Origin of the sequence: uncultured Planococcus sp. (genome assembly GCF_947501725.1) — a bacterium.
Lineage (GTDB): Bacteria > Bacillota > Bacilli > Bacillales_A > Planococcaceae > Planococcus > Planococcus donghaensis_C.
In genome coordinates this window covers 286,724-310,003 of the sequence record NZ_CANMXD010000003.1, presented here as the reverse complement: position 1 = coordinate 310,003, position 23,280 = coordinate 286,724, and the positions used below count along the sequence as shown (strand labels likewise).

At 45.7% G+C, this 23,280-nt stretch carries 25 protein-coding genes and 1 riboswitch; of the genes, 14 read left to right on the top strand and 11 right to left on the bottom strand.

Going from position 1 to position 23,280, the window contains the following annotated elements; all coding sequences use genetic code 11:
* Window positions 1–124 precede the first annotated feature (124 nt).
* From Q0785_RS06115 to Q0785_RS06080, 8 genes are all read left to right on the top strand, one after another.
* Window positions 125–913: a Wzz/FepE/Etk N-terminal domain-containing protein gene (locus tag Q0785_RS06115; RefSeq protein WP_298827055.1), complete on the top strand. Its 789-nt coding sequence runs from the start codon at window positions 125–127 to the stop codon at window positions 911–913.
* Window positions 855–1,550, top strand: coding sequence for a CpsD/CapB family tyrosine-protein kinase (locus tag Q0785_RS06110; RefSeq protein ID WP_298827052.1), 696 nt, complete (start codon window positions 855–857; stop codon window positions 1,548–1,550). Before Q0785_RS06115 ends, Q0785_RS06110 begins: the two co-directional genes overlap by 59 nt.
* Window positions 1,551–1,583: 33 nt before the next feature.
* A complete protein-coding gene (locus Q0785_RS06105; RefSeq protein ID WP_298827050.1) occupies window positions 1,584–2,519 on the top strand; it encodes a polysaccharide biosynthesis protein in 936 nt (311 codons plus the stop codon).
* Window positions 2,520–2,539: 20 nt separating this feature from the next.
* The gene (locus Q0785_RS06100; protein WP_298827047.1) at window positions 2,540–3,052 is read left to right on the top strand and encodes a sugar-transfer associated ATP-grasp domain-containing protein; all 513 of its coding nucleotides are present in this window, start codon (window positions 2,540–2,542) and stop codon (window positions 3,050–3,052) included.
* A 254-nt stretch (window positions 3,053–3,306) separates the two neighbouring features.
* Window positions 3,307–4,593, top strand: coding sequence for a nucleotide sugar dehydrogenase (locus Q0785_RS06095; protein ID WP_298827044.1), 1,287 nt, complete (start codon window positions 3,307–3,309; stop codon window positions 4,591–4,593).
* Window positions 4,594–4,825: 232 nt separating this feature from the next.
* Entirely contained in the window at window positions 4,826–5,155 is a 330-nt protein-coding gene (locus Q0785_RS06090; protein ID WP_298827041.1) for a hypothetical protein, read from the top strand.
* 81 nt (window positions 5,156–5,236) lie between these two features.
* On the top strand, window positions 5,237–5,929 hold the full coding sequence (locus Q0785_RS06085; protein WP_298827038.1) for a hypothetical protein: 693 nt from the start codon (window positions 5,237–5,239) through the stop codon (window positions 5,927–5,929).
* Window positions 5,930–6,235: 306 nt separating this feature from the next.
* Complete coding sequence (locus Q0785_RS06080; RefSeq protein ID WP_298827035.1) at window positions 6,236–7,474, top strand: malic enzyme-like NAD(P)-binding protein; 1,239 nt, start codon at window positions 6,236–6,238, stop codon at window positions 7,472–7,474.
* Between the two features lie 254 nt (window positions 7,475–7,728).
* Here Q0785_RS06080 and Q0785_RS06075 read toward each other — a convergent pair whose 3' ends face one another.
* From Q0785_RS06075 to Q0785_RS06055, 5 genes are all read right to left on the bottom strand, one after another.
* Window positions 7,729–8,472 (bottom strand): ABC transporter ATP-binding protein, encoded by a 744-nt coding sequence (locus tag Q0785_RS06075; RefSeq protein WP_298827033.1) that lies wholly within the window; start codon window positions 8,470–8,472, stop codon window positions 7,729–7,731.
* 1 nt (window position 8,473) lies between these two features.
* Window positions 8,474–10,105, bottom strand: a complete 1,632-nt coding sequence (locus tag Q0785_RS06070) for an iron ABC transporter permease (RefSeq protein ID WP_298827032.1) — start codon at window positions 10,103–10,105, stop codon at window positions 8,474–8,476.
* A 73-nt stretch (window positions 10,106–10,178) separates the two neighbouring features.
* Window positions 10,179–11,246 carry a Fe(3+) ABC transporter substrate-binding protein gene (locus Q0785_RS06065; protein WP_298827031.1) on the bottom strand — a complete coding sequence of 356 codons (1,068 nt, stop codon included), beginning with the start codon at window positions 11,244–11,246 and terminating at the stop codon, window positions 10,179–10,181.
* A gap of 519 nt (window positions 11,247–11,765) precedes the next feature.
* Window positions 11,766–12,938 (bottom strand): cystathionine beta-lyase, encoded by a 1,173-nt coding sequence (gene metC, locus Q0785_RS06060; protein WP_298827029.1) that lies wholly within the window; start codon window positions 12,936–12,938, stop codon window positions 11,766–11,768.
* Entirely contained in the window at window positions 12,931–14,055 is a 1,125-nt protein-coding gene (locus Q0785_RS06055) for a methionine biosynthesis PLP-dependent protein (protein WP_298827027.1), read from the bottom strand. The genes metC and Q0785_RS06055 overlap by 8 nt, the downstream gene beginning before the upstream one ends.
* Window positions 14,056–14,130: 75 nt before the next feature.
* Window positions 14,131–14,234, bottom strand: a riboswitch (SAM riboswitch).
* A 242-nt stretch (window positions 14,235–14,476) separates the two neighbouring features.
* On the opposite strand from Q0785_RS06055, the gene Q0785_RS06050 reads away from it, so the two are divergent.
* The 5 genes from Q0785_RS06050 (at window position 14,477) to Q0785_RS06030 (ending at window position 17,710) form a co-directional block, all read left to right on the top strand.
* Window positions 14,477–14,782: an antibiotic biosynthesis monooxygenase family protein gene (locus Q0785_RS06050; RefSeq protein ID WP_223634228.1), complete on the top strand. Its 306-nt coding sequence runs from the start codon at window positions 14,477–14,479 to the stop codon at window positions 14,780–14,782.
* Entirely contained in the window at window positions 14,779–15,132 is a 354-nt protein-coding gene (locus tag Q0785_RS06045) for a hypothetical protein (protein ID WP_298827023.1), read from the top strand. Before Q0785_RS06050 ends, Q0785_RS06045 begins: the two co-directional genes overlap by 4 nt.
* Window positions 15,133–15,148: 16 nt before the next feature.
* Window positions 15,149–15,805 carry a cobalamin-dependent protein gene (locus tag Q0785_RS06040; RefSeq protein WP_298827021.1) on the top strand — a complete coding sequence of 219 codons (657 nt, stop codon included), beginning with the start codon at window positions 15,149–15,151 and terminating at the stop codon, window positions 15,803–15,805.
* Entirely contained in the window at window positions 15,783–16,550 is a 768-nt protein-coding gene (locus Q0785_RS06035; protein WP_298827019.1) for an STAS domain-containing protein, read from the top strand. The genes Q0785_RS06040 and Q0785_RS06035 overlap by 23 nt, the downstream gene beginning before the upstream one ends.
* A 152-nt stretch (window positions 16,551–16,702) precedes the next feature.
* On the top strand, window positions 16,703–17,710 hold the full coding sequence (locus tag Q0785_RS06030) for an LLM class flavin-dependent oxidoreductase (protein ID WP_298827017.1): 1,008 nt from the start codon (window positions 16,703–16,705) through the stop codon (window positions 17,708–17,710).
* A gap of 80 nt (window positions 17,711–17,790) precedes the next feature.
* Here the strand turns inward: Q0785_RS06030 and Q0785_RS06025 are convergent, their stop codons facing one another.
* From Q0785_RS06025 to Q0785_RS06005, 5 genes are all read right to left on the bottom strand, one after another.
* Entirely contained in the window at window positions 17,791–17,961 is a 171-nt protein-coding gene (locus Q0785_RS06025) for a hypothetical protein (protein ID WP_223634211.1), read from the bottom strand.
* Between the two features lie 524 nt (window positions 17,962–18,485).
* Window positions 18,486–19,328, bottom strand: a complete 843-nt coding sequence (locus Q0785_RS06020; protein ID WP_298827013.1) for a hypothetical protein — start codon at window positions 19,326–19,328, stop codon at window positions 18,486–18,488.
* A 193-nt stretch (window positions 19,329–19,521) separates the two neighbouring features.
* Window positions 19,522–20,244: an amino acid ABC transporter ATP-binding protein gene (locus tag Q0785_RS06015; protein WP_298827012.1), complete on the bottom strand. Its 723-nt coding sequence runs from the start codon at window positions 20,242–20,244 to the stop codon at window positions 19,522–19,524.
* Window positions 20,237–20,896 (bottom strand): amino acid ABC transporter permease, encoded by a 660-nt coding sequence (locus Q0785_RS06010; RefSeq protein WP_223634203.1) that lies wholly within the window; start codon window positions 20,894–20,896, stop codon window positions 20,237–20,239. Before Q0785_RS06010 ends, Q0785_RS06015 begins: the two co-directional genes overlap by 8 nt.
* 28 nt (window positions 20,897–20,924) lie before the next feature.
* Window positions 20,925–21,701, bottom strand: a complete 777-nt coding sequence (locus Q0785_RS06005) for an ABC transporter substrate-binding protein (RefSeq protein ID WP_298827011.1) — start codon at window positions 21,699–21,701, stop codon at window positions 20,925–20,927.
* Between the two features lie 199 nt (window positions 21,702–21,900).
* On the opposite strand from Q0785_RS06005, the gene Q0785_RS06000 reads away from it, so the two are divergent.
* A complete protein-coding gene (locus Q0785_RS06000) occupies window positions 21,901–22,509 on the top strand; it encodes a pyroglutamyl-peptidase I (protein ID WP_298827010.1) in 609 nt (202 codons plus the stop codon).
* Between the two features lie 38 nt (window positions 22,510–22,547).
* Here Q0785_RS06000 and Q0785_RS05995 read toward each other — a convergent pair whose 3' ends face one another.
* Window positions 22,548–23,207, bottom strand: coding sequence for an HAD family hydrolase (locus tag Q0785_RS05995; RefSeq protein WP_298827009.1), 660 nt, complete (start codon window positions 23,205–23,207; stop codon window positions 22,548–22,550).
* Window positions 23,208–23,280: the final 73 nt, after the last annotated feature.

Here is a 23,280-nt window from a genome sequence, read left to right as displayed (position 1 = left end):
CGAAAATAAGTACGCTTTTCAAAAGAATTCTCTTTTATTAGAATTTTAAGATTATTTAACTTCTATTTAACCTTAACTCCTTATGATCAACTGTACAAAGGATAAATCTTAGGAGGACCTACTTATGGAGAGCACATTCAACCTGAACAAATTCCTGAAAGCGATGCAGAAGAGAAAAGCATTGATCATTCTCGTCACTTTGGCTTTCATTGTCTTCAGCGCTGTTGCGAGCTATACCATCATGAAGCCGGTATACCAGGCAACTACACAAATCCTGATCAATCAAAATACGGCGGGCAGCCAGAGTTTCGATAGTCTGGATATCGATACTAACCTTCAATTGATCGGAACGTATAATGTCATCATAAAAAGTCCGGCGATTTTGTCCAGTGTGATCGAGGAATTAGAGCTGAATGAATCAGTTGCTTCGCTGACGGAACGGATTACAGTCAACAATATCGAAAGTTCACAAGTAGTCACCTTGTCTGTTGAAGATTCGTCGATGGAGCAGGCTGTGCTGATCGCCAATACGACAGCGAAGGTTTTTCAAACGGAAATCAAGCAAATGATGAAGGTGGACAATGTCAGTGTACTGGCTGCAGCGGAAGCGAATCCGAATGCCAAGCCCATTCGTCCCGACCCTGTATTCAACATGGCCATTGGAACCATTATTGGATTGGTCTTCGGGGTGGGCATCACGTTGATCCTGGAGCAATTGAATACGACTGTCCGTTCTGAAGAGGATATCGAAGAAATGGCAGGACTGCAGATTTTGGGAGTGGTCAGTCCGGTAGACAGCAATTTAAAAATGGAAAAACCATTAAATCTTAAAGACAGATTGGAGAAGGATATCCATGCAGAAAACGAAAAAGACAAAAAGGTTAATGCCGCGAAAATTGGTGGCTCGTACTAATCCACAATCGATTGCGGCTGAACAATACCGGACCATCCGGACCAACATCAACTTTTCGACACCTGGACTGGATTCGAAGATCATCCTATTCACATCTGCTTCTAAAGAGGAGGGAAAATCGACGACCGCTGCAAACATGGCTATCGTCTTTGCAGAAACCGGCAAAAAGGTATTGCTGATTGATGCGGATATGCGGCGGCCGAGTTTGTATCGGACTTTCCAATTAGGGAATAATACCGGGCTTTCCAACTTATTACTCAGAAAAGGACAGCTCAAACATTCAGTGAAAGCCAGCGGCATTCAAAATTTGGACCTGCTGATGAGTGGACAGATTCCACCAAATCCAGCTGAATTGCTGGAGTCGGATGCGTTGGATGAATTGATGGAAGAGATGCGGGGATTGTATGATTACGTGCTTTTTGACTCGCCGCCAATCCTATCTGTAACGGACTCCAAAATTCTGGCAAATAAATGCGATGGTACGGTGCTGGTCGTCAATACCGGCAAATCTGAAAAGCAAAGTGTTGAAAAAGCGCGTGATTCCTTAGCGACCGCAAAAGCATTCATCCTGGGTGTCGTATTGAATAATTATCCGCTGAATAAAGAAAATTATTATTATCACAACTATACGAGCTAGTTCGGTCCATTCGATAGGAAAGGGAGAAAATGAATGAAGGTGCATAAACAACGATTACTCGGAATTCTTCATCATTCTCTACCGCCGTTTCTTGTCTTCTTTCGCCAGATCCGTCAATTCATACTGGTCGGATTTGAAAATATTGAAGAAAAACCTGAAGATGCGGTCTTGCTGACGGCACCGCATCTAACAGGGAAAACTGTTATGGTGACCGGTGCGGGCGGCCGGATCGGTTCAGAAATCAGCCGGCAGCTGATCCAATTTCAGCCTGACCGGATCCTATTGCTTGGACATGGACCACGCTCCATCTATATTGTCGAGCACCAGCTGCAGAAGCTGTTGAATAGGAATAGCGAAATTATTCCTCTTATTGTGAATGTGCAGGATAAGAAGCGGCTTTTTGAAGCAGTCCGTCGCCACCGTCCCGACACCATCTATCATACGGCTGGACATCAGCAAATTGATTTTACGGAAGAGAAATCGGGCGAAATGCTGTACTCGAATGTCTTTGGAACAAATAATATTTCAGAAGCGGCCAGCCGCTATCGCATCAGCACTTTTGTACTTGTTTCTTCAGAGCAGGCAGCAAAGCCGCATAATCTAATGGAGGCTGCCAAACGATTGGCAGAAATGATTGTTGAGAGCTTTTCATTGACGGGTCTGACAGAATACATAATCGTCCGCTTGCCTGAAAAGTTGGATCGTCGACAACAAACTGAAAACTCCTATCGCCTGTTCGAGGAGGACGCACTAGTTGTACAGGCAGCACAAAATGTGCTTCAGGCCGGAAGGGTGAGGGAAGTGCCAGAAAGCAAAAATATGGTTCAGCAAAAGGGCAAAATCATCGAAAGTGAGTTTCAGCCACAAATACAGCTTAGTCAAATTGAGCGGGCACGCCTTTTAAAACAATTGAAAATATTGCCGGAAACAAAGACGAGGGAACTGGTTATTTCTATCATTAAGAACTAAAGAGTGAAAGGGTGAAGCAAATGGACGCAGAAAAATATTACAACGAGTTTTATTTTAAAGAAGAAGTGGGCGAGTTTGGAAGGGATCTGCCATTTCAGAATGATGACATGATCGAACAGCATCCATTTCTGAACAAAATCTATCCCTATGCCCTGAACACGATTCATTTGGTGACATATTGTGAAAACAATACGATTTCATTGCTGTCGGGCAGTTTGGAAATTGGCACTGTGGAAAGCGTCTCTGGATTTGCAGACGAGATCGGAGGCATCTCATGCGGATTGGATCATCAAGGGAACTTGAAATCACATGCCTATGACTTGAATACTTTAGAAAAAATCGATAAGCATCCACAGACACGTTTTGTGTTCGCAGGCAGCAGCATTCCCCATTTCGATCGACTCAAGTCCTTTGCCATCAACATGCACATCCACAATAACGTCGATGATGTGATTTCGTGGAAACTGGCATTGGATTCAAAAGGCCAGCCTATTTTGATCACTTCACTGATGGAAAAAGAAAACCTGCTTTAACCGAATTTTTTAAAAAACATCTTACCTAAATTCAGGATGCCCTGAAGCCGCTCCGCTAATTAAAGAATCCATCATGTGTGAGCCAAGAGAAATTCGGTATTCCAGGATTTCTGCATAAACTAAACAAGATACAGCTGATTGTTGGATTCCATAAAAGAGAAAAGACAGCGGATATTGCAGAGGATTGGAACAACCGGCTCAGACAATTCCACTGCTTGAGTCTGAGTAGTAGAAAAAGGGGGATATTCAGTGCTATGTTGCAAAACTTAAAAATAGCCGTAGTCGGTCTGGGCTATGTCGGGTTGCCCATCGCGGTTGCCTTCAACCAAAAATACCCTGTCATCGGCTACGATACAAGTACAGAGAGAGTTCAGGCCTTAACGATCGGCTTGGATAAAACGAATGAAGTAAGCCGTGAGGAGTTCAGAAAATCGACCATCCTTTTTACGGCTGACCCAACAGATCTGAATGACGCAGGATTCATCATCATTGCTGTGCCGGCATCCATGGATGAAGAGAAGCTGCCAGATCTTTCTGCTTTGGAGGGAGCCTGCAGGTGTGTGGGGGAACATATGAAAAAAGGGGCGGTAGTAGTCTTGGAATCGATTGTGGCACCAGGGATGACCGAAGAGATCTGTATTCCGTTGCTGGAGAAATACTCGGGCTTTGAAAGTGGGAAGGAATTTTTTGTTGGCTATTCCCCTGCCAGAATTTCACCTGGAGACAAAAAAAACTGCTTTACAAAAATAAAAAAAGTAGTGGCAGGGCAAAATGAAGATGTGACGGATTTTCTGGAACTTGTATATGGAAGTGTCGTGACTGGCGGCATCCATAAAGCGCCATCTATCCGTGTTGCTGAAACAGCAAAGCTGATCGAGAACATTCAGCGGGATGTCAATGTGGCGTTGATGAACGAATTGGCGTTGATTTGTGAGCGCTTAAAAATCGACACACAAGAGGTTTTGGAGACAGCAGGAAGCAAACGGGATTTCGTGAAGGTGTTTCCGGATCTGGTCGGTGGACAGGGAGTTGAAGTGGCTTCATTTTATATGGCGAACAAAGCAAGAATGGTCGGCCACAACTCAGAAGTGATTTTGTCGGGACGCAACATCAATGACGGAATGGGCAAATTCATTGCACAGTCGCTGATCAAAAAAATGATTCAGGAGAATATCAGTATAGCGGATGGCCGCGTTACGGTATTAGGGCTTTCTTCTAAAGAAGATGTCCCCGACCTCCGAAATTCCAAAGTGATCGATATAGTAAAGGAGCTGAAGGAATATGGCATTGAAGTGCAGTTGGCCGATCCTTATGCCTCCGAGGAGGATGCAGAACGCTATTACGAATCGGTTCTCTTAAGCAAGCACCAACTGAAACCGGCACATGCCGTTATCCTGGCAGTGCCGCATAAACCATACAAAGAAGGGGGCTGGCGGCAATTTGAGGACTTATTGTTTGGGCAGCAGGGAATTGTCTTCGATGTAAATGGCATTCTCGACCGAAAAAAGAAACCGGAAAAAATCCGATTATGGCGCTTGTGACTTTGTTGAAAAACGATATTCTCATGTACATCTGAACGTCCCGCAGCCGATCATCGGATTCGAAGGACCGGGAACTGCTGGACCAAGGAACGCCACACTAAAAGTCTCCTTGTGTTATTTACAGACGAAGGAATATTTAGAAGAAAAACAGCCCGCGAGATATTTTCGCGAGCTGTTTTTTTGAACAGGTGGAAGGGTATGGAACAGTATAGAACTAAAGGAGGGCGAAGTTATGGAGATTGTGGCGAAGAGGGATTTGCTCAAGGACCGTTACGGGAATTATTATATGGTGTCTTATGCTTCGAAAAAATCGTTGACCATTGTCAATGCAGCTATGTATCATGCGTTCAATCAAATTCTCAATGAAGAGCTGGTGGCTAAAGTAAAGGCGAAGTATCCGAATGATATCGCCTGTGGAAAGTATTTTGCCGATTTGGTCCATGAGCAGGTAGAGCAAATGAACAGTCCCGACAATCCCGGTGAAATCTATGATATCGAAGATGTAAAAAAAGAATATGATTTACACATGAAGCCGCTTTATGATGATTCATTTCATTTGTAGCGGTATCTGGAAGTCTGTCGCTTTGGTTGGCGTATAACCGAACTGTCCTCAACGCCACTTTTTTAAAAGGAGAGGATTCGTATGCCCAGATTAATAAGTTGCAGTGCAGCGTTGGTACTGCTTTTGGGAGCATGTGGAAATGAAGAGCCGGAAGTGCAGATTCCGCCAGGATCGGATACCAACATAACTGCGGACGACCCAGAACGTGCAGAAGAAGCCGTAAGTGAGCCTGCTTCGGAAGGGGAGGCAACGACTGTAGATCCGTATGACTATTTAATGCCGGACGGTTCGACAGCTTCTTTTCTCGGTGAAGGAATAGAGTACGCAAACTTTACATTGCGGACAGTTTATCTGGAAGGTGAGCATGTGGCTGTCTACGAAAACAACGGCGGAACTGTAGCGCTCAGAGTTTATAGGTTGAGCGAAGACGCAATCGAACTGGTGGAAGAACAAGTTGAGTTTTACGAAGACTACACAGCAACACGCGAAGAACTGGAGGCGCTCGAGCCGATCCGGACTTACCTGACCTTCCCGTTGGAATCCGGAATGGTTATCGGAGAGCGGACAGTCGTCGAAACGGAGACGACAGTTGAAACGCCTTATAAAAATTTCGAGCAGGTGGTTGTTCTCGAAAGTAAAGGTGAGCAAGACTCCCTCAGCAGATCTTATTTTGCCGAAGGCTACGGTGAGATAAAACGTGAATACCGGATGCAGGAGGAAGGCCAAGAGGAATTCGTTGTGACCTCCGTTTTGGAAGAGCTTGAAACAGAATAAAAAGAGCGCCTGCCGAAGGAATGGCAGGCATTTTTAAGTGGAGAGCCAATCAGCCAAAACATGTGCAGGAATTTTTAAATGAATCAGTAATTGCTTTTCTGATATAGAGTTTGAAGAACCTCCGTTTTCAATCGACATGGAGTTGTGAACGCTTACACTCGACAGAGAACATTATTGGTAAAGGAATTACAACTTTAACTCTCTATCCGCCTAAAGTCTGAAAATTTCCCGAATTGAGCGAAAACTCTTTCAATTCTTCGAATACCCTTTATAATGAACAATTATAAACAAAGGGAGATGAGGCAAATGTCTAAGCTGAAAAACGACTCGTTGCAATTGCATCGGACGCATCAAGGGAAATTGGAGATTCGGTCGAAAGTGGCAGTAGAAAACGAAAGGGACTTGAGCCTCGCTTATTCTCCAGGAGTTGCTGAACCTTGCAGGGAAATCGCTGCAGATCCAGCGAAAGTCCACGACTATACGATGAAAAGCAATATGGTTGCTGTAGTTACAGATGGTACAGCTGTCTTGGGACTTGGCAATATAGGGCCGCTGGCGGCGTTGCCGGTTATGGAAGGGAAAGCTATATTGTTCAAGGAGTTTGCTGGAGTGGATGCATTCCCGATTTGCTTGGATACGACAGATGCTGAAACCATCATCCAAACGGTGAAATTGCTTGAACCGGGCTTCGGCGGCGTCAACCTTGAAGACATTTCAGCCCCTACTTGTTTCATTGTGGAAGAGCGCCTGAAAAAAGAAATGGGCATTCCCGTGTTTCATGATGATCAACATGGCACCGCCATCGTCACATTGGCTGGTCTGATCAATGCATTGAAATTGGTGGGCAAGGATGTGCAGGAAACCAAAATCGTCGTAAACGGTGCAGGAGCTGCAGGGATTGCCATTGTTAAATTACTGAGTAAATTCGGCTTCGGCCACCTGATCATGTGTGATACGAAAGGCGCCATTTACAAGGGACGCAAAAACGGCATGAATCCATATAAAGAAGAAGTGGCTGAAATGAGCAATTACGACCGTAAGGAAGGCTTATTGGCAGATGTCATCCACGGAGCGGATGTCTTTATCGGCGTTTCGGCAGAAGGTGCTTTGACTGAAGAGATGGTCAGAACGATGAACAGCGATGCCATCATCTTTGCAATGGCCAATCCGAATCCTGAAATTCTGCCACATTTAGCGAAGCAGGCGGGAGCCAGAGTCGTTGGTACAGGACGCTCCGACTTCCCGAACCAGGTCAACAATGTATTGGCTTTCCCAGGACTCTTCAGAGGCGCTTTGGACGTGTTGGCTACAGATATCAATGACGCAATGAAAATCGCTGCTGTCGAAGCGATAGCGGGCTTATTGGAAACAAATGAACTGCATGAAGATTATGTCATCCCGAAACCATTTGATTTGCGTGTAGCGTCTGCAGTTGCGTCTGCAGTTGCTAGAGCAGCAATAGAGACTGGTGTTGCCCGTAAAACGATTGAAACGGATGATCTGAAGCAAAAGACGGCAAGCTTGTCGGCAGCCGGAGAAAACTAAACTACGTATGTATTATAGAAGAAACCCATTCGCTGTCATCAGGCAGATGGGTTTTTTTCGTGATTTTGGGAGAGCGGTTGCAAATCGGGCTGAACGACTGCAAATCATTTTGAACGGTTGCAAATCCGTCTGAGTGGTGCCCACAAATCTATTTGAACGACTATGGATGTCTCGAAAATGAGAGCTTCTGAAAAAAAGATTGGAATCTAAAAAAAGCCGACACATCGCTGGTTACAAGCGTGTGTTGGCTTTTTTCAGGTATACAATAGTTCTTTATCTTCTGATACTGGTGGAATACTTTGTTTTTCATTTCGATAGACATCAAGCAAATCACATGGTCGACCGATAAAGTCGGTTCGGCCATTTCTGATTTTGACAATCCGATCTGCGAGGATATGGGCATCCTTTTCATCATGCGTGACAAAGATGGAAGTGATGTTTGCTTTTTTCAGGATATCCCGCAACTCTTTGCGTATTTTCTCCTGCAGCTCTGCATCCAGATTGCTGAATGGTTCATCGAGTAAGAGAAGGTAAGGGTTTGGAGCAAGTGCTCTCGCTATCGCTACACGCTGCTGCTGGCCACCGCTCAATTGATGGGGATAGCGCTTTGCATAGCCCTGCAGTTCTACGAGCTCCAGGACTTCCTGGAGGCGCTTCTGCTTTGCAGCTTTTTTCAGGCGGAAAAGCCCAAACAAGATATTGTCAGCAACCGTCAAGTGAGGAAACAGCGCATAGTCCTGAAACACCATGCCGATTCCACGCTTTTCAGGTTGTACAAAATTGCGGTCATCAACAAGAACTTGATCTTGAATCGCGATTTTTCCATTAGACGGCTTTTCAAGCCCGGCCAATAAACGCAAAACCGTGCTTTTTCCACTTCCGCTTCTTCCGAGAATCGAAATCACTTCTCCTTTTTCGATCTGCAATGAGAAATTATCGAGTGCAGGAACTCTTGTATTCGGATAGGAAAAGCTTAGGTTTTCAATTGATACAAACATGTCAATCCATCTCCTTTTCCAGAAACTTATAAAAGATAACGATGGCTAAAGCACTGATGCCAACAATCAGTAAAGAAGCCTGGGAAGCTTCCATGATTTTTTCATCACTCGCATACTGAAAAGCTTTTGTAGAAAGTGTATCAAAATTAAACGGCCTTAAAATTAAGGTTAACGGAATTTCTTTCAGCACATCGATAAAAACTAAGATGAAGCCACTGATGATCGCGCCTTTCATTAAGGGCATGTCCACTTTGAAAAAAGTTCTCGTCAGCCCGGCACCAAGGAGGCGGGAAGCATCCTGAAAATCCGTTCCGATTTTGTCATAGCCAGTCTCGATCGAACTAAAGCCGATCGCGAAAAAACGGATGATGTAAGCAGTGATAAGCAACAGGATACTGACGCTGAGGACGAGTGTTGTATTCATGCCGGCCACCCGATAAAGCGGGGCCAGAAACTCATCCAATGCGACAAAGGCGGTTACGACAGCCACTGCAATGACAGCTCCGGGAATAGAGTAGCCGAGAACTGTCAGTTTCGGCAGCAGTTTAGCCAATCGTCCCTGAACAAGGCGGGCGAAATTGCCGACAATCAAGGCGAAAATGATAATGGCTGCAGCGCTGAACCCTGCCACAAAGATGGAGTTTCTCATATAAGCCATGAAATCATCAAGTGGAATGGTTCCGAAAGTCAAAATTGTCCAATCGATCAGCTGGGCAACAGGTATGAAAAATCCTAAGCCCAGTATGGCGAAACCATAGCCAGCTGCTGCAAATCCCTTCCAGCCTGTCAGCTGGATAAGCGGAAGGGGGCGAACTTTAGTGGAAGAATAACTGTACTGCCGTCTGCCTCTCAGTATTTTTTCGATGAGCAGGATCACTATGACAAAACCCATCAAGGAAGCTGCGAGCTTAATGGATGTTTCGAGGTCGCCCAAGCCGAACCATGTTTGAAAGATTGCTGTTGTAAAGGTCTGAATGCCGTAGTATTTCACTACTCCATAATCATTCAGCACTTCAAGGACAACTAAACTGGCGCCCGCGATGATGGAAATCCGGGAAATCGGAACAACGACCTGAAAAAAAGTTCGCCATGCCCCTTTTCCGAGCAACCGGGTACTCTCAATTAAAGAAGCGGATTGCTGCGACAGAAAAACTTGAGAGATTGTATAGACATATGGATAGAGAAAAATCGTATAGATGAAAATTGCACCTGGCAGGTTCATGATGTCGAAGTGCGCCGGATTCAAAGCCATGCCAAAATTCTCACGAAGCGTTGTCTGGATCACGCCAGTATAATTGACGATGCCATGGTAGGTATAAGCACCGATAAAAGGTGGAATGGAAAGTGGCAAGATCAATGCCCATTTCAAAAATCGACGGAATGGGAACTGGTATTGGGCAATAAGCCACGCCAGGCTCAGGCCGATGATGATCGTCGAAACAGCAGTAGCAACAACCAAAACCACAGAATTTTTGACGAAGGACCATAGGACGAACTCTTTCATATGCTCCCAGTTTTCATTGGAGGGTGTGAACAGGCCCGTTACAATCGTTAAGTTCGGCAAAAACAAGGCAGCGATAATAGCGATTGCTGCAACCGTCCAAACATTTACATTTGCTAATCTTCTTTGCATGTTCCTCTACACCCTTCCAATCGCAAGAAATCCCTTGCTGCAAAAAACACACAGCAAGGGGACAGCATAACGATTATTTCCAGCCTACTTCATTAAAGATCAAAATCGATTTTGCATTGTTTTCTCCCAAAACAGATAATGGGATATCCTGCTCCTCGAACTCGCCCCATGATTTCAGGAGTTCAGACGGTTCAACTTCCGCATTTACCGGGTACTCATAATTGGCTTCTGCAAACGTTCCTTGTGCTTCTGGAGCAGACAGGAACTCAAGCAGTTTGATGGCATTTTCTTTGTTCTTGGAAGCCTTAACAACTCCTGCGCCACTTACATTGACGTGGGTTCCAGTCGTTTCCTGGTTCGGGAAGAATAAGCCAAGGCTTTCTGCAACTTCCACTTCAGCCGGATCTTCAGAATTCAGCATCTGTCCGAAATAGTAGCTATTCATAATGGCGACATCACCGACTCCCGCAGCAATCGCTTTGGCTTGATCACGGTCTCCACCTTCAGGGTCACGGGCGAAATTCTCCACCAGTCCTGCAGCCCATTCTTTTGCCTGCTCTTCACCATCCAGCTCGATGAATGAAGCCAATAATGACTGATTGTAGACATTTTCAGAGCTTCGGATCAATACACGGCCCTTCCAAGCATCTTCTGTCAATGCTTCGTATGTTGAAAGCTCTTCGGGTTTCACCGTATCTTTATCATATACAATTACGCGTGCGCGTTTAGTTAAGCCGTACCACATTTGATCCGTGTCACGGAAGTTTTCTGGAATCTGCTCGTTTAGAAGGTCACTCGACACTGCCTGAAGCAATCCATCGTCTTTTGCACGGAATAGGCGTCCAGCATCTGCAGTTAAGAATAAATCTGCTTCCGTGCCATCGCCTTCGCGTTTAATACGCTCAAGCAATTCATCTGCTTCCCCCTTGATGAGGTTTACTTTAATGCCAGTTTCTTCTTCGAATTTCTTATACAGTTCATCGTCTACATCGTAATGTCTTGCAGTGTATAAATTAACCTCTGTGCTTTCAGGCGCTTCTTCGGTGGCATCAGTTGTTGCTGGTTCGGATGCATCGCCGTTTCCGCATGCCGTTAACACAAGAAGCAAGAAAGCTAGTACAAGATAAAAAAGTTTGTTCATAGATGTCTCTCCCTTTGTTATGTAATTGAGAAGTTAAATGAAAATCATTCTCAATCCCAATTATAAAGAGCTAATTGAGAATGTCAATTGAAGTTGGTGAATTATATTAAAAATTTTGTATTTTAGTTCAATATCCATACAAATACCAGGCTGATGTAACTAATATTGTGAAATTAAATTTGTGTTGTGGGATTAAAAAGGGTAAAAGTATTTTCCGCTTATTTAGTTTCCACCCAAATTATCGGCAAAGGGGTTGTTTGGAAGCCGGAGGAAGTTGGATGTTATATAGAAGAAACCCATTCGCTGTTGTCAGGCGGATGGGTTTTTGCGTGATTTTAGGTGAACGGTTGCAAATCGGACAGAACGACTGCAAATCATTTTGAACGGTTGCAAATCCGCCCGAACGCCCACAAATCCATCTGAACGTCCATTAAACCCCAGCGTACGAAGCTGAAGGCAGAAAAGAGCCCTTTGCCGAATCGGGCAAAGGGCTCTGTCATCCTCTTTAAGGATTTTTATCTAGTTGGCGATGCTCAAGCCGTTGCGGCGGGCTACTTGAGCCAGTGCCTGTGTAAGATCCTGCACGAGGTCATCGGGATGTTCAAGGCCGACGGAATAACGCAGCAAGCCATCTGTGATACCGCGTTTCTCACGTTCTTCAACGGGCATAGAGCCATGGGACATGGTTGCGGGATACGACAAGATCGACTCGACAGCACCCAGGCTGACCGCAAATACCGGAATCCGCAGATGTTCCACAAAGACGCGGGCTGATTTTTTATCCTTTAGACGGAAAGACAGGACGGCACCTGCACTTTTTGCCTGGCGTTTGTGGATCGGGTTGCCGGGATGGAATGAAAATCCTGGGTAATAGACTTCTTCGATCAATGGGTGGTTGTGCAAGTACTCAGCAATGGTGCGAGCAGATTCGGATGACTGGCCAAGACGGGCGCCTAAAGTTTTGATGCCCTGGATCAATAGGTAGGAATCCTGTGCCCCCAACACCGAACCGAACGTATTTTGAATAAAGCCGAGGCGGTTTCCAAGCTCTTCATCTTTTGTGACGGCAAGCCCTGCGACGACATCGCTATGTCCTGACAGGAATTTCGTCGCGCTATGAAGAACGATATCTGCGCCAAGTGCCAATGGGTTCTGGTAAAGCGGTGTCATGAATGTATTATCGACGAAAGTCAGGCAGCCATTGGCTTTTGCCAGTTTTGCTGCAATCTCGATATCCGTGATGTTCATTGTCGGATTTGAAGGTGTTTCCAAGTAGACCACTTTGGTGTTCGGCTGGATCGCATTGGCCATTTCATTCAGGTCGGTCATGTTGACGAACGTATACTCGATATTGAATTTATCCAAAACTTCCGTGATGAAACGGTACGTGCCTCCGTAGACATCTTCCGACACCAGGACATGATCACCTGAAGACAAGAGCATGAAAGCGGAAGAGATGGCGGCCATCCCTGAAGAAAAGGCGAAGCCGCGTTTGCCGCCTTCAAGATTTGCGATGGTTTCCTCTAATGCCAGACGCGTCGGATTTCCGGAGCGGCTATAGTCAAAGGGACCGAACGAGTCTAAGCTTTTCTGGTGGAATGTTGAGGACAAATAGATCGGTACATTTACAGCCCCTGTCAATGGATCAACTCCGGTAGAGTGAATAAACTTGGTTTCTATGCGATCAGTCATATTCAACAACCTCCTTCTTCAATTTCGAAAATGCCTGTGTCAGATCAGCGATTAAATCTTCAGCGAGTTCAACGCCGACCGAAAATCGTAATAGCCGGTTGCAGACGCCGCGTTTTGTGCGTTCTTCAAATGGAATATCTGCATGGGTCTGGGTGGCGGGATAAGTGATGAAGCTTTCAACTCCACCCAAACTCTCAGCGAAGGTGATGAGTTTGATATTTTCCAGGAAAGGCCCGACCCATTCCTCTTCCTGTAGACGGAACGACAACATGCCGCCTTTTCCGGGATACAGCACATCTGAAATCTCTGCTTGCTGCGACAGGAATTCCGCGATGGCTTTTGCGTTTGCTTCATGCTGTCTCATGCGCAGCGGCAGGGTTTTTAATCCGCGTACCAACAGCCAGGAGTCGAAAGGTGACAATACTGCCCCCACTGAGTTGTGGAAGAATGACAGCCTTTCGCAGATGCTTTCGCCTTTTGCGGCAACCAGTCCGGCAAGCACATCATTGTGTCCGCCGATATATTTCGTAGCGCTATGGATGACGATATCCGCTCCCAGCTCGATTGGCTGCTGGAAGAACGGTGTCAGAAATGTATTGTCGACGATCAATAGAAGATTATGCTTTTTCGCTAATGCTGCATATGCGATCAGATCAATTTCCTGCATAAGCGGATTAGTCGGCGTTTCAATGAAGAGCGCCCGTGTATTCAACGTTATTTTTTGTTCTGTATCCTGAACATCTTTGAATTCAGCGTATTTTGGATGAATATTATAGGCGGATGCGAAATGGTCCAGCAGGCGATAAGTTCCGCCATAAATGTCTTCAGGCACCAATATCTCATCTCCCGGACGGAACAACGACAAAATCAGTTGGATGGCAGCCATTCCAGAGCTGCAGGCAAATGCGGCATCTGCGCCTTCGAGTTCAGCAAAACCTTCTTCAAGAACAGAGCGTGTCGGGTTTTTTGTTCGGGTGTAATCGTAGCCGGTCGATTGTCCAAGTCCCTGATGCTCATAAGCCGTTGATAAGTAGATGGGCGGATTTACCGCTCCTGTAGCAGCGTCGCTGCGATTGCCTAATTGAACCAATAAAGTTTCCAAACTGTGTTTTGTCATTCCACTCATCCTCTCAACAATAAAACAGGGGCTTTTCTTCAAAAAAGAAGAAAGCCCCTGACTGGAAATGCATTCTTCTCATCTGTTAGGCGTAGCCTATTGGAATTAGCACCGTGTCTTCATCAGACTGGTTGCTGAGACTTCACAGGGCCAAATCCCTCCGTCTCTCTAGATAAGAAATATCTTATGAAGTTTATGTTGTTTCTGGTTCGATGTTTCTAATCTTAAATCATTAAGCAATAGAAAGCAAGGATGAAATTTTAAATAGTTGAAATAAAAAGATAATAGATGGGGGACGCAGTACTGACGGCTGCTGAGATGACTTCGCCGAAGTAGCTGTAAAGAACCGCGCTATTCTTTTAATTCGCTTTCCGAAGTGATATACTGATTGAATGAAATTTGTATGCAAAGGGGAAAGCGAATGTATATTGTCACCTCAACAGTGGTTGTTCCGCCTGAAAAAACGCAGGAGGTCATTGGGATATACCAAAAGCGTTCACGCCGTGTGGATCTGGCGGAGGGCTTTCATTTATTCAGACTCATCCAAAACACTAAGAAGAAAAACGAATTGACAGTCCATATGGAATGGCACACGAAAGCTGCCTACATGGCGTGGGTGAAGAGCCAGGAATTCAAAGAAATCCATGATTTGGAAAAGAACTACCCAGATCAGGAACTGGCGAAAATCATTCCCACCGTACGGCAGTACGAAGTGGTGGCCGAATGAATATAGATATCAAAAACAAAATTGCTTCCGAGACAGCTGAAAGTATATATGAAGCATATCCCACGCTGTGGGACCGTTTTGGCGATCGGGGCTTTGAACATACGGAAAAAGATAATCACCACCACCTGGATCACTTAGAGACAGCTTTCTCCTTGAACGACGAAAAGGTATTCATCGATTACACAATCTGGCTGGAAACAGTCCTGACAAGCAGAAATGTAGAAACCGCATTGATTATCGATAATTTTGAACGCTTACTGGAGATTCTTCCGGGGAATATAGATAAGGATGAAGAGATCTTTATGACGGGTTGTTTAACGAATGCCATTGCGGTGTTGAGGCCTTCATAAAGTTAAGGAGGGTGACATGAACAGTAAATCAAAAGAACTGGCCGATCTATTTCTGGCCGGCGATGAAAAGCAGGCCCTGCAATTAGTCCAAACATATTTGGAGAACCATACTAAAGATGAGCTTTACCAATTGGTTCTGACGCCTGCCATGTATTGGATCGGAGAACTCTGGGAAAAAAATATCATTACTGTGGCGGACGAACATTTAGCGACGGCCATCTGCGATTTTGTTGTGTCGGTAACGGAAGTTCGTCGGCCAGCCTTAAATTCGCATAAAAAGAAAGTGATGGTTCTGGGGCCGGAAGGCGAAGACCATTATATTGGGTTGAAGATGGTGTCTTCTTTGTTTAAGGAAAACGGGTGGGAGGTCCAATACTTGGGACCGAATTTACCGCTCGATGCCGCAATCGACTCTGCAAACCGCTGGCAACCTGAAGTTATCGCATTATCAGCAGCACTCGCGTATCGACTGCCTATTTTGAAGGAATATGCTGAAGCTTTCAGAGCTCTTGATTTTAAGCCGACTATCATCTTAGGAGGGCGGGCTGTTTCTATGGCAAATTGGACAGCTTCCGAACCTGAAGGGACAATCATCGTAAAAGAATTGGATCAATTGAAAAAATGGATCCAGACTGGAAAGGAACCTGACAATGACTTCAGTATCTCGATTTGATGAATGGCCCCTGCCTGCTTTTAAATTGAACAGCAAACTGTCGATTGTGGAATGTTCTGAAGAAGCCAGGAAGCTATTTGGCGACTGTTCCGCGTTCCTCGATTTGCTTGATGAGGGCAGCAAGGATAAGGCGCGCAACTTCCTTTCCGGCAATCAGTCTGCTGAACCGCTTGAATTGAATTTTATTTCTGCGGACAAGAAATTATTTCTGGGGGATGTCTACAGCAAATGGGCCAGCGATTTCTGCTTGAACCTTGTGCTGGTGCCGAAGGACAACCGGCTCCTTGAAATAACCGGCCAGTTGCTGAGTCTTCGTACACGGCTTCAGGAAACTGATTATGATCTGCTTCTTGAAAAGGAGCGGACCGAAGAACTGCTGCTGCAGGTACGGAAGCTATCCGCTCCTTGCATCAACCTTGGAAAAAAGCATGTGCTCATTCCGCTGTTCGGTGATCTGGATCCCCGCAAAATTGAAGTGATCCGTTTCCATATATTGAACCAGATTTATGAAGCAGATGCTGAAACAGTCATCATGGATTTCACTGCCATGGACAAGCTTGAGCAGAATGGCGTCGATTATTTGAAATCTCTGATGCAGACTTTGCAGATCATGGGTATCCATGGGATCGTAACAGGAATAAAACCCCAGCACGCACAACAGCTTCACCATTTGAAGACAGGACTCGACCTGCATTTTGTCTCTTCTCTGCAGACAGTCCTGGCTTCACGGAAGCTTCTATTATGAAGACGATACAAAAGCCGAAGCGGGTTGCTTCGGCTTTTGTGTAGTTAGATTAGCATCTGGTGTTGGCAGCTTGCGCTTTTAGTTGATGAGCAGAAAAAAGGACGTTTCAGATAAACATCGATACAATGGAAAGGATAGGAGTGGAAGTAGACATGGCAATTAAGAAATTTGAAAATATACCATTGGCTGTGCTGGATTTGGCACCGATCAATGAAGGTTCAGAAACAGCGCAGGCGTTTAAAAATAGTGTGGAATTGGCTCAACACGTTGAAAAATTAGGGTTCAACCGTTACTGGTTGGCTGAACACCACAATATGCCGGGCATCGGCAGTTCGGCAACATCGGTCCTTATCGGGCATATTGCAGGGGCGACGGAATCGATCCGTGTGGGTTCCGGCGGCATCATGCTGCCGAATCATGCTCCACTTGTCATTGCGGAGCAATTTGGTACACTTGAAACCATCTATCCGGGCCGCATCGATTTAGGATTAGGCCGTGCGCCAGGCAGTGATCAGGCGACCGCCTATGCACTCCGCCGTAACTTGCAGAGCAGTGGAGATGATTTTCCTCAGCAGGTGGCTGAGCTGGAGAATTACTTTTCGGAAAATCCGGTCGGGCGTGTTCGGGCTTATCCCGGAACCAACTTGAAGATTCCACTTTGGCTGCTGGGGTCAAGTGGGTTCAGTGCACAGCTTGCGGCACTCAAAGGTCTGCCGTTTTCATTCGCCAGCCATTTTGCGCCGGATTATATGATGCAGGCGCTTCAGCTGTATCATCAGAACTTCAAACCGTCTCCGGCTTTGGCAGTGCCTTACGCGATGCTGGGCGTCAATATCATTGTGGCAGAAACACAGGAGCGGGCTGAATGGCTTGCGACTTCTTCTCAGCAGCAGATGTTTTCGTTGATGAGAGGGGAGCCGACGACATTCCAGGCACCGATCGATAACCTGGAAGAAGTTTGGACGGATCGTGAAATTGCGATTTTCCGTGACAAATTGGATTCTGAATCCATGATTGTCGGAACACCGGATGTCGTTAAACAAAAACTGAAAAACTTCATCCAAAAAACAAGAGCCAACGAAGTCATCGTCAACTCGCCGATTTTCCATCAGGAAGATCGCCTGCGGTCGTACGATTACGTGGCTGAAATGATGGACTAAAGAAAACCCCCGTGCTCAGAGCGGGGGTTTTCTTGCATAAAAAAATCACCTCTCCCATGAGGAGCGGTGATCAGCCGGCGTCAATGAAGATCTTTCGCCTTGTCTTCTTCACGCTGCCGTTCTTTTGGAACCTCGTCTTCTTCATAGGCTGCATAATCAGGTGCACCTTCGCCAATCATATTCAGAACCGCATTGAAATCGTCGTCTAAACGAAGTTCAGCTTCTCGTGGATCAAGTACTTTGCGTTCCATTATGAACAACCTCCTTGTTTCATAATCAGCAGCCATATGACAATGAAGGCGGAGTCCTATCTCACTTACAGTATACAAAATATTCTGTTTAATTGAAAGGGAAGTGGCTTAGGATTTTACTGGTCTATTTCGAAGAAATCCATAAGAAAACGACCATAAGCAATCGGGAATTCAGGGAGGTAACTGGAATCGGTTCTCCATCGATCGCTGCAAAACTAGTAGCGGGCACGAAGATGTCCCGTTAAGGCAGTTTTAAAGACCGCCATTACCCCATCCCGGAAGTATTTTAGCTTGCGGACAGTATTGTGCTGAGTTTGGACAGTATTTCATCCGACTTGGACTGTAAGCTCTATTAATGGAATAAAAAAATTCTTCTTTTCAAAAAAAATCCAAAATAAAAGACCTTTGCCTACAATCTCCTGAAAACCGCATACAAAGCAAAAACCGCTGGAGAAAAATCATTGATTTTTCTCCAGCGGTTTTATTTTAGGGATTTTTGGGACAGCTCCGTTTTTTTTTGCTTATCATTGCTGAGTGATTTCTGCATTCAACATCATGGATTCAAAGAACGGGGAAGGAGAGGTTTCATTCCATTCAAGGGAAGTTAGGTCTGCCGTCCGCTTATCGATGTAGCCGTATGCAAGTTCGGTTCGTGGGTCGTCCGTCAATTCGAGCTTGATGTATGGCCCTTCCGGCGTCAGCCAGTTTAATTGGGACAGGCGGTTTTCAAGTGAAAATTCGATCCATTCATCTTCGGTTTCTTGTGTTTCAAATAAAGGCTCCTGTGCGGCCATCAGCCATGTGTGGCTCGAGTGTTTAGGAGGCAGCCACAGGTTTTTCGACAATACGCCTTCTTCTGCAGCAAATTCCGAAATCTCATGGCGCAGTTCCCGTACCCATTCACCGTTGCCGAGTTGCAGGCTTCGGGATACATAGACATTGCCGACCAGAATTTCGCTGTTTTCCGTTGTGAAGACTCCATAAGGATTGATGGTAGGGTCTGGACCATATATTGCTTCATCAAGTCTGACAGTCGGTTCTGGATTCCAGGACTTAAAGTCGGCGTCTTCCAGATTGTTGACGTTCATCGAAAATGTATAAGGGATCCAGCCGGTATTTTTGATTTCCTCAAAAATGATGGACGTGCCGTTTTGGAGCGACCGATCGACCAATGTATAGGTTCCGACGTCGAGTCCAAGAAAGGTCATATTATAAACCTGTGTAAGATCCGAACCGCTCTCGCTGACTTCAGGTTCGCTGAGCGTAATGAAAGTCGGTTTTTCAACAGTTAGCGACACATTGTTTTCTGAGTAAAGTTCAACTTCATTTTTTAAGAACATGACGGCTGTAAAGACGATCAGCGACATGAAAAATATGACTCCGAGTAAAATTATGATTTTTCTAAACACATTGTCCACCTCTGTTTTCTGCATGTATGCCAGTTTTGATTATAACATGGCAGGATAGGGAGCAGACTGTCCATATTTGAGCATCAAATGAACAAATCCGGAGGGTGGAACATCCTATCCATAAAAAAACAGGCATCCCTATGGACACCTGCTACAGTACTTTATCCAGAAAATCTTTGGCGCGTTCGGTTTTCGGATTGCTGAAGAACTCAGCAGGCTGGCCTTCTTCAACCAGTACACCGTGATCCAGGAACAGGACGCGGTCTGCGACTTCGCGGGCAAAGCCCATTTCATGTGTCACAACAACCATCGTCATGCCGGATTTCGCCAAATCTTTCATAACATCCAATACTTCTTTGACCATTTCGGGATCGAGTGCCGATGTCGGTTCGTCAAACAGCATCAGTTCCGGCTCCATCGCCAAGGCACGCGCAATTGCGACGCGCTGTTTCTGGCCGCCGGACAGGCTGTTCGGATAAGCTTCTTCTTTTTCAGACAGTCCAACGCGTTCCAGCAGGATCCGGGCTTTTGTTTCCGCCTCCGCTTTTTTGACGCCTTTCGCTTTCATCGGCGCATAGGTCAGGTTTTCAAGTACTGTCAAATGAGGGAATAAATGAAAATGCTGAAATACCATGCCGATTTGCTGGCGGATTTTATGGATATTGTTTTTTGAAGCCGTCAAGCTCTTTCCGTTGATTTCGATTGTGCCGGAAGTCGGGGTTTCCAGCAGGTTCAAGCAGCGCAGGAAAGTAGACTTTCCTGAGCCGGAAGGGCCGATGATCGATACTACTTCACCTTTCGTGACGGCAGTGGAGATGTCGCTGAGTACTTCATTGGTGCCGAATTTCTTATACAAGTTTTTTACATCAATCACTTTGTTTCAGCCTCCGTTCGAAAACTCTGCCGATCATCGTCAAGCCCATTACCATGCACCAATAAATAAGGCCGACAAATAACAGGGGTTCGAAGTTGCGGAACAAGTCCGAGCCGACGACTTGTGCACGTCTCATCAAATCGAGATAACCGATGGTCGAGACGATGGCGGATTCTTTTGTTAAGGTGATGAATTCATTCATCAAAGCCGGCAGGATATTTTTTAGGGCCTGAGGCAAAATGATGTCTTTCATCATGGAACGGTAAGGAACGCCAAGAGCTTGCGCCGCTTCCATCTGCCCTTTATCGACTGCCTGGATGCCGGCACGGATGATTTCCGAAATATAAGCGGATGAATTCAGTCCAAAAGCCAAGATGGCAGATAGAAATGCCGATATATCATATCCAGTCAGCTGGGGAGTGGAATAGTAGATGATCATCAATTGGAGGATCAGCGGTGTTCCACGGAAGATGGACGTATAAGCGCCGGCAAACCATCGCAACGGTTTGATGCTGCCTATTTTAAACAGAGCCAGCAGAGTTCCAAGAATGGCTCCGAGAATGATCGCAAAAAATACAAATTTTAAAGTAGCCCATATCCCTTCCAGCATGAAAGGGATATAAGGAATGATTTGTGAGAAATCCAGATTCATCTATTACATCTCTTTTCTAAAGGTAAGTTTACTCTTCGTCAGTCAGCCATTCTTCCTTCAGCGCATCCAGCTCGCCGTTTTCTTCCATTTCGGCAAGTACACCGTCAACTTCTTCGACAAGGTCACTGCCTTTCGGGAAAGCGACTGCCATGCCTGGTGAAGAGGTAGTAGGATCATCAAATGCGCCAAGATCCTGTGCTTCGATATAGCCGATAGCAACTTGCTTGTCCATGTATGCAGCATCGATGCGGCCAGAAAGGATTTCCTGGATCAATGCGCCAGAGTCGTCCAGTGCTTTCAATTCAAAATCGATGCCTTCATCTGCAATAATGCTTTTCGCGCCTTCCTCTTGGATCGTCCCAAGTTGGACGCCGACGGATTTGCCTTCCAGCGATTCGAGTGTAGTAAGCTCTGAGTCTTTAGCTGTCAGGAACATTTCGCCTGAATGGTTGTATTCTGTAGAAAAATCAACGTTTTCTCTACGGGAGTCAGTTGCGGACATGCCAGCGATGACCATATCAACGCGGTCATTCTGCAAAGCGCCGACCAAGCCATCAAATTTCATGTCCGTAATTTCAAGTTCATAGCCGAGTTCATCCGCAATATGATTGGCCAGGTCAATATCGAATCCGACAATCTCACCTTCTGGATTACGTGATTCAAATGGAGGGAATTCAGCGGATGTGCCCATTTTCAATACTTCTTTTTCTTCTGAAGATCCTTCACTCGCGCTGTCACTGCCGCATGCTCCCAATAATAATGCAGATGATGCGAATAAAGCGATGAATGGTTTTTTCTTAATCATGTATGTTTCCCCCTAAGTTATGTATGTTTATTCATTAAAATGAATTTTAACACAGTGATGGTACTTTGAGAAGTTTTTTTCATAAGAAAGGAAAAGTTTATATTTTCAGATAGTTCATCATATGTTTCAGCCGCTTTGGGCATGGATTATGGGAAACTGCAAAAGAGTTGTTTATAATGGAGCAGTAAGGAGTGATGGGATGAAGAAATTATTATTGACGGGCTTTGAACCGTTTTTGGATTATACAGTCAACCCGACGATGAAAATAGTCGAAGAGCTGGATGGTGCTGTAATCGGCAACTACCAAATTGTCGGGCGGATTATGGCGGTGGATTTCAATTCCTCGGGAGCGGCGTTGCTGGGATTCATTGAGGAAGAGAATCCGGATGCAGTAATTTCTCTTGGACTTGCAGCGGGGCGCTTCAAGATTACGCCAGAGCGTATTGCAATCAACGTTAAAGATGGGGCAGTCGATAACGAAGGCAATAAACCTGTTGACGAACCGATTCGCGAAGAAGGCGAGCCGGCATATCTGTCTACGCTGCCCATCCGGAAAATGGTCGACAGCCTGCTTGAAAATGGTCTGCCTTCGACGATTTCAAATACAGCGGGTGCATATCTATGCAATAACGTGATGTATGAAGGCCTGCATTACGCCCATATGGACCGACCCGGCCTGCCTTCAGGGTTTATCCATATTCCGGCATCACATGAGCTGGCAATCCAGCATGGACGGATTCCAAGCTGGTCCCATGAAGATCTGGTGAAAGGCGTTCAAATCTGTATCGAAGTCTTGGACGAGGAATGAAAAAAGCGAATCGCGTTGGCGATTCGCTTTTTAACATACTAAATGATTTCCCAGTTGCGCTGTGTGGCGACGGTCCGCAACCGAGGTTCAGGCTGCACGGCTACCGGGTGTCCGACGAGTTCGAGCACAGGCAAGTCCGAGTGGCTGTCACCGTAGGCATAGCTGTTGGCCCAGTCGATGTCCTGGCCTTCTAAGGCTTCCTTGATTTTGATTGTTTTCAAAGGTCCTTGAATATGGGAGACGGCTGTCCGGTGATCCAGGATATTGTTTTTATAGAGGATTTCCGTCCCGATGATGGTCTTGATCGGCAGCTGTTTCGTCACTGCGTGGAGCAGCGGGGTGAAAGCTCCGGATACGAGCATGACGTAATCGTTGTTGGCTACGTGGTTTTTCAGGCGCTCGACTACATTCGGGTTCATGTCGCCATGCATCCGGTACGCAATCTCACCGAAATACTGTTCAAGCTCAGGTTGAGTGAACGTCTCCAGCGCAGACAGGTAAGCCTGCACAGAGCGTTCACGCATCTTTCGCTCCGGATAGATTTTCAGCTTGTGGCCGATATAGGGCGGCATGATGGCCCGGTAAAATTGGCGGTAGCGTTTACTGTGCTCGGGATGGTTCTTCAAATGATCCATCATCAGCTGGAAAGTTTCCTTCGAATACAATGTTCCATCAAAATCAAATATGGCTACACGCAAGGTGATCAACTCCGGTTTCTGAATTTTTTTCTGCTGTTTCCATCATAGCGGAAATTGCATCCTTCTTCCAGCG

Bases quoted from the DNA above. Each gene is read 5' to 3' on its own strand.
- Q0785_RS06115 (WP_298827055.1), top strand. From the start codon at position 125: ATGGAGAGCACATTCAACCTGAACAAATTCCTGAAAGCGATGCAGAAG.
- Q0785_RS06110 (WP_298827052.1), top strand. From the start codon at position 855: ATGCAGAAAACGAAAAAGACAAAAAGGTTAATGCCGCGAAAATTGGTG.
- Q0785_RS06105 (WP_298827050.1), top strand. From the start codon at position 1,584: ATGAAGGTGCATAAACAACGATTACTCGGAATTCTTCATCATTCTCTA.
- Q0785_RS06100 (WP_298827047.1), top strand. From the start codon at position 2,540: ATGGACGCAGAAAAATATTACAACGAGTTTTATTTTAAAGAAGAAGTG.
- Q0785_RS06095 (WP_298827044.1), top strand. From the start codon at position 3,307: ATGTTGCAAAACTTAAAAATAGCCGTAGTCGGTCTGGGCTATGTCGGG.
- Q0785_RS06090 (WP_298827041.1), top strand. From the start codon at position 4,826: ATGGAGATTGTGGCGAAGAGGGATTTGCTCAAGGACCGTTACGGGAAT.
- Q0785_RS06085 (WP_298827038.1), top strand. From the start codon at position 5,237: ATGCCCAGATTAATAAGTTGCAGTGCAGCGTTGGTACTGCTTTTGGGA.
- Q0785_RS06080 (WP_298827035.1), top strand. From the start codon at position 6,236: ATGTCTAAGCTGAAAAACGACTCGTTGCAATTGCATCGGACGCATCAA.
- Q0785_RS06075 (WP_298827033.1), bottom strand. From the start codon at position 8,472: ATGTTTGTATCAATTGAAAACCTAAGCTTTTCCTATCCGAATACAAGA.
- Q0785_RS06070 (WP_298827032.1), bottom strand. From the start codon at position 10,105: ATGCAAAGAAGATTAGCAAATGTAAATGTTTGGACGGTTGCAGCAATC.
- Q0785_RS06065 (WP_298827031.1), bottom strand. From the start codon at position 11,246: ATGAACAAACTTTTTTATCTTGTACTAGCTTTCTTGCTTCTTGTGTTA.
- metC (WP_298827029.1), bottom strand. From the start codon at position 12,938: ATGACTGATCGCATAGAAACCAAGTTTATTCACTCTACCGGAGTTGAT.
- Q0785_RS06055 (WP_298827027.1), bottom strand. From the start codon at position 14,055: ATGACAAAACACAGTTTGGAAACTTTATTGGTTCAATTAGGCAATCGC.
- Q0785_RS06050 (WP_223634228.1), top strand. From the start codon at position 14,477: ATGTATATTGTCACCTCAACAGTGGTTGTTCCGCCTGAAAAAACGCAG.
- Q0785_RS06045 (WP_298827023.1), top strand. From the start codon at position 14,779: ATGAATATAGATATCAAAAACAAAATTGCTTCCGAGACAGCTGAAAGT.
- Q0785_RS06040 (WP_298827021.1), top strand. From the start codon at position 15,149: ATGAACAGTAAATCAAAAGAACTGGCCGATCTATTTCTGGCCGGCGAT.
- Q0785_RS06035 (WP_298827019.1), top strand. From the start codon at position 15,783: ATGACTTCAGTATCTCGATTTGATGAATGGCCCCTGCCTGCTTTTAAA.
- Q0785_RS06030 (WP_298827017.1), top strand. From the start codon at position 16,703: ATGGCAATTAAGAAATTTGAAAATATACCATTGGCTGTGCTGGATTTG.
- Q0785_RS06025 (WP_223634211.1), bottom strand. From the start codon at position 17,961: ATGGAACGCAAAGTACTTGATCCACGAGAAGCTGAACTTCGTTTAGAC.
- Q0785_RS06020 (WP_298827013.1), bottom strand. From the start codon at position 19,328: ATGTCGCTGATCGTCTTTACAGCCGTCATGTTCTTAAAAAATGAAGTT.
- Q0785_RS06010 (WP_223634203.1), bottom strand. From the start codon at position 20,896: ATGAATCTGGATTTCTCACAAATCATTCCTTATATCCCTTTCATGCTG.
- Q0785_RS06005 (WP_298827011.1), bottom strand. From the start codon at position 21,701: ATGATTAAGAAAAAACCATTCATCGCTTTATTCGCATCATCTGCATTA.
- Q0785_RS06000 (WP_298827010.1), top strand. From the start codon at position 21,901: ATGAAGAAATTATTATTGACGGGCTTTGAACCGTTTTTGGATTATACA.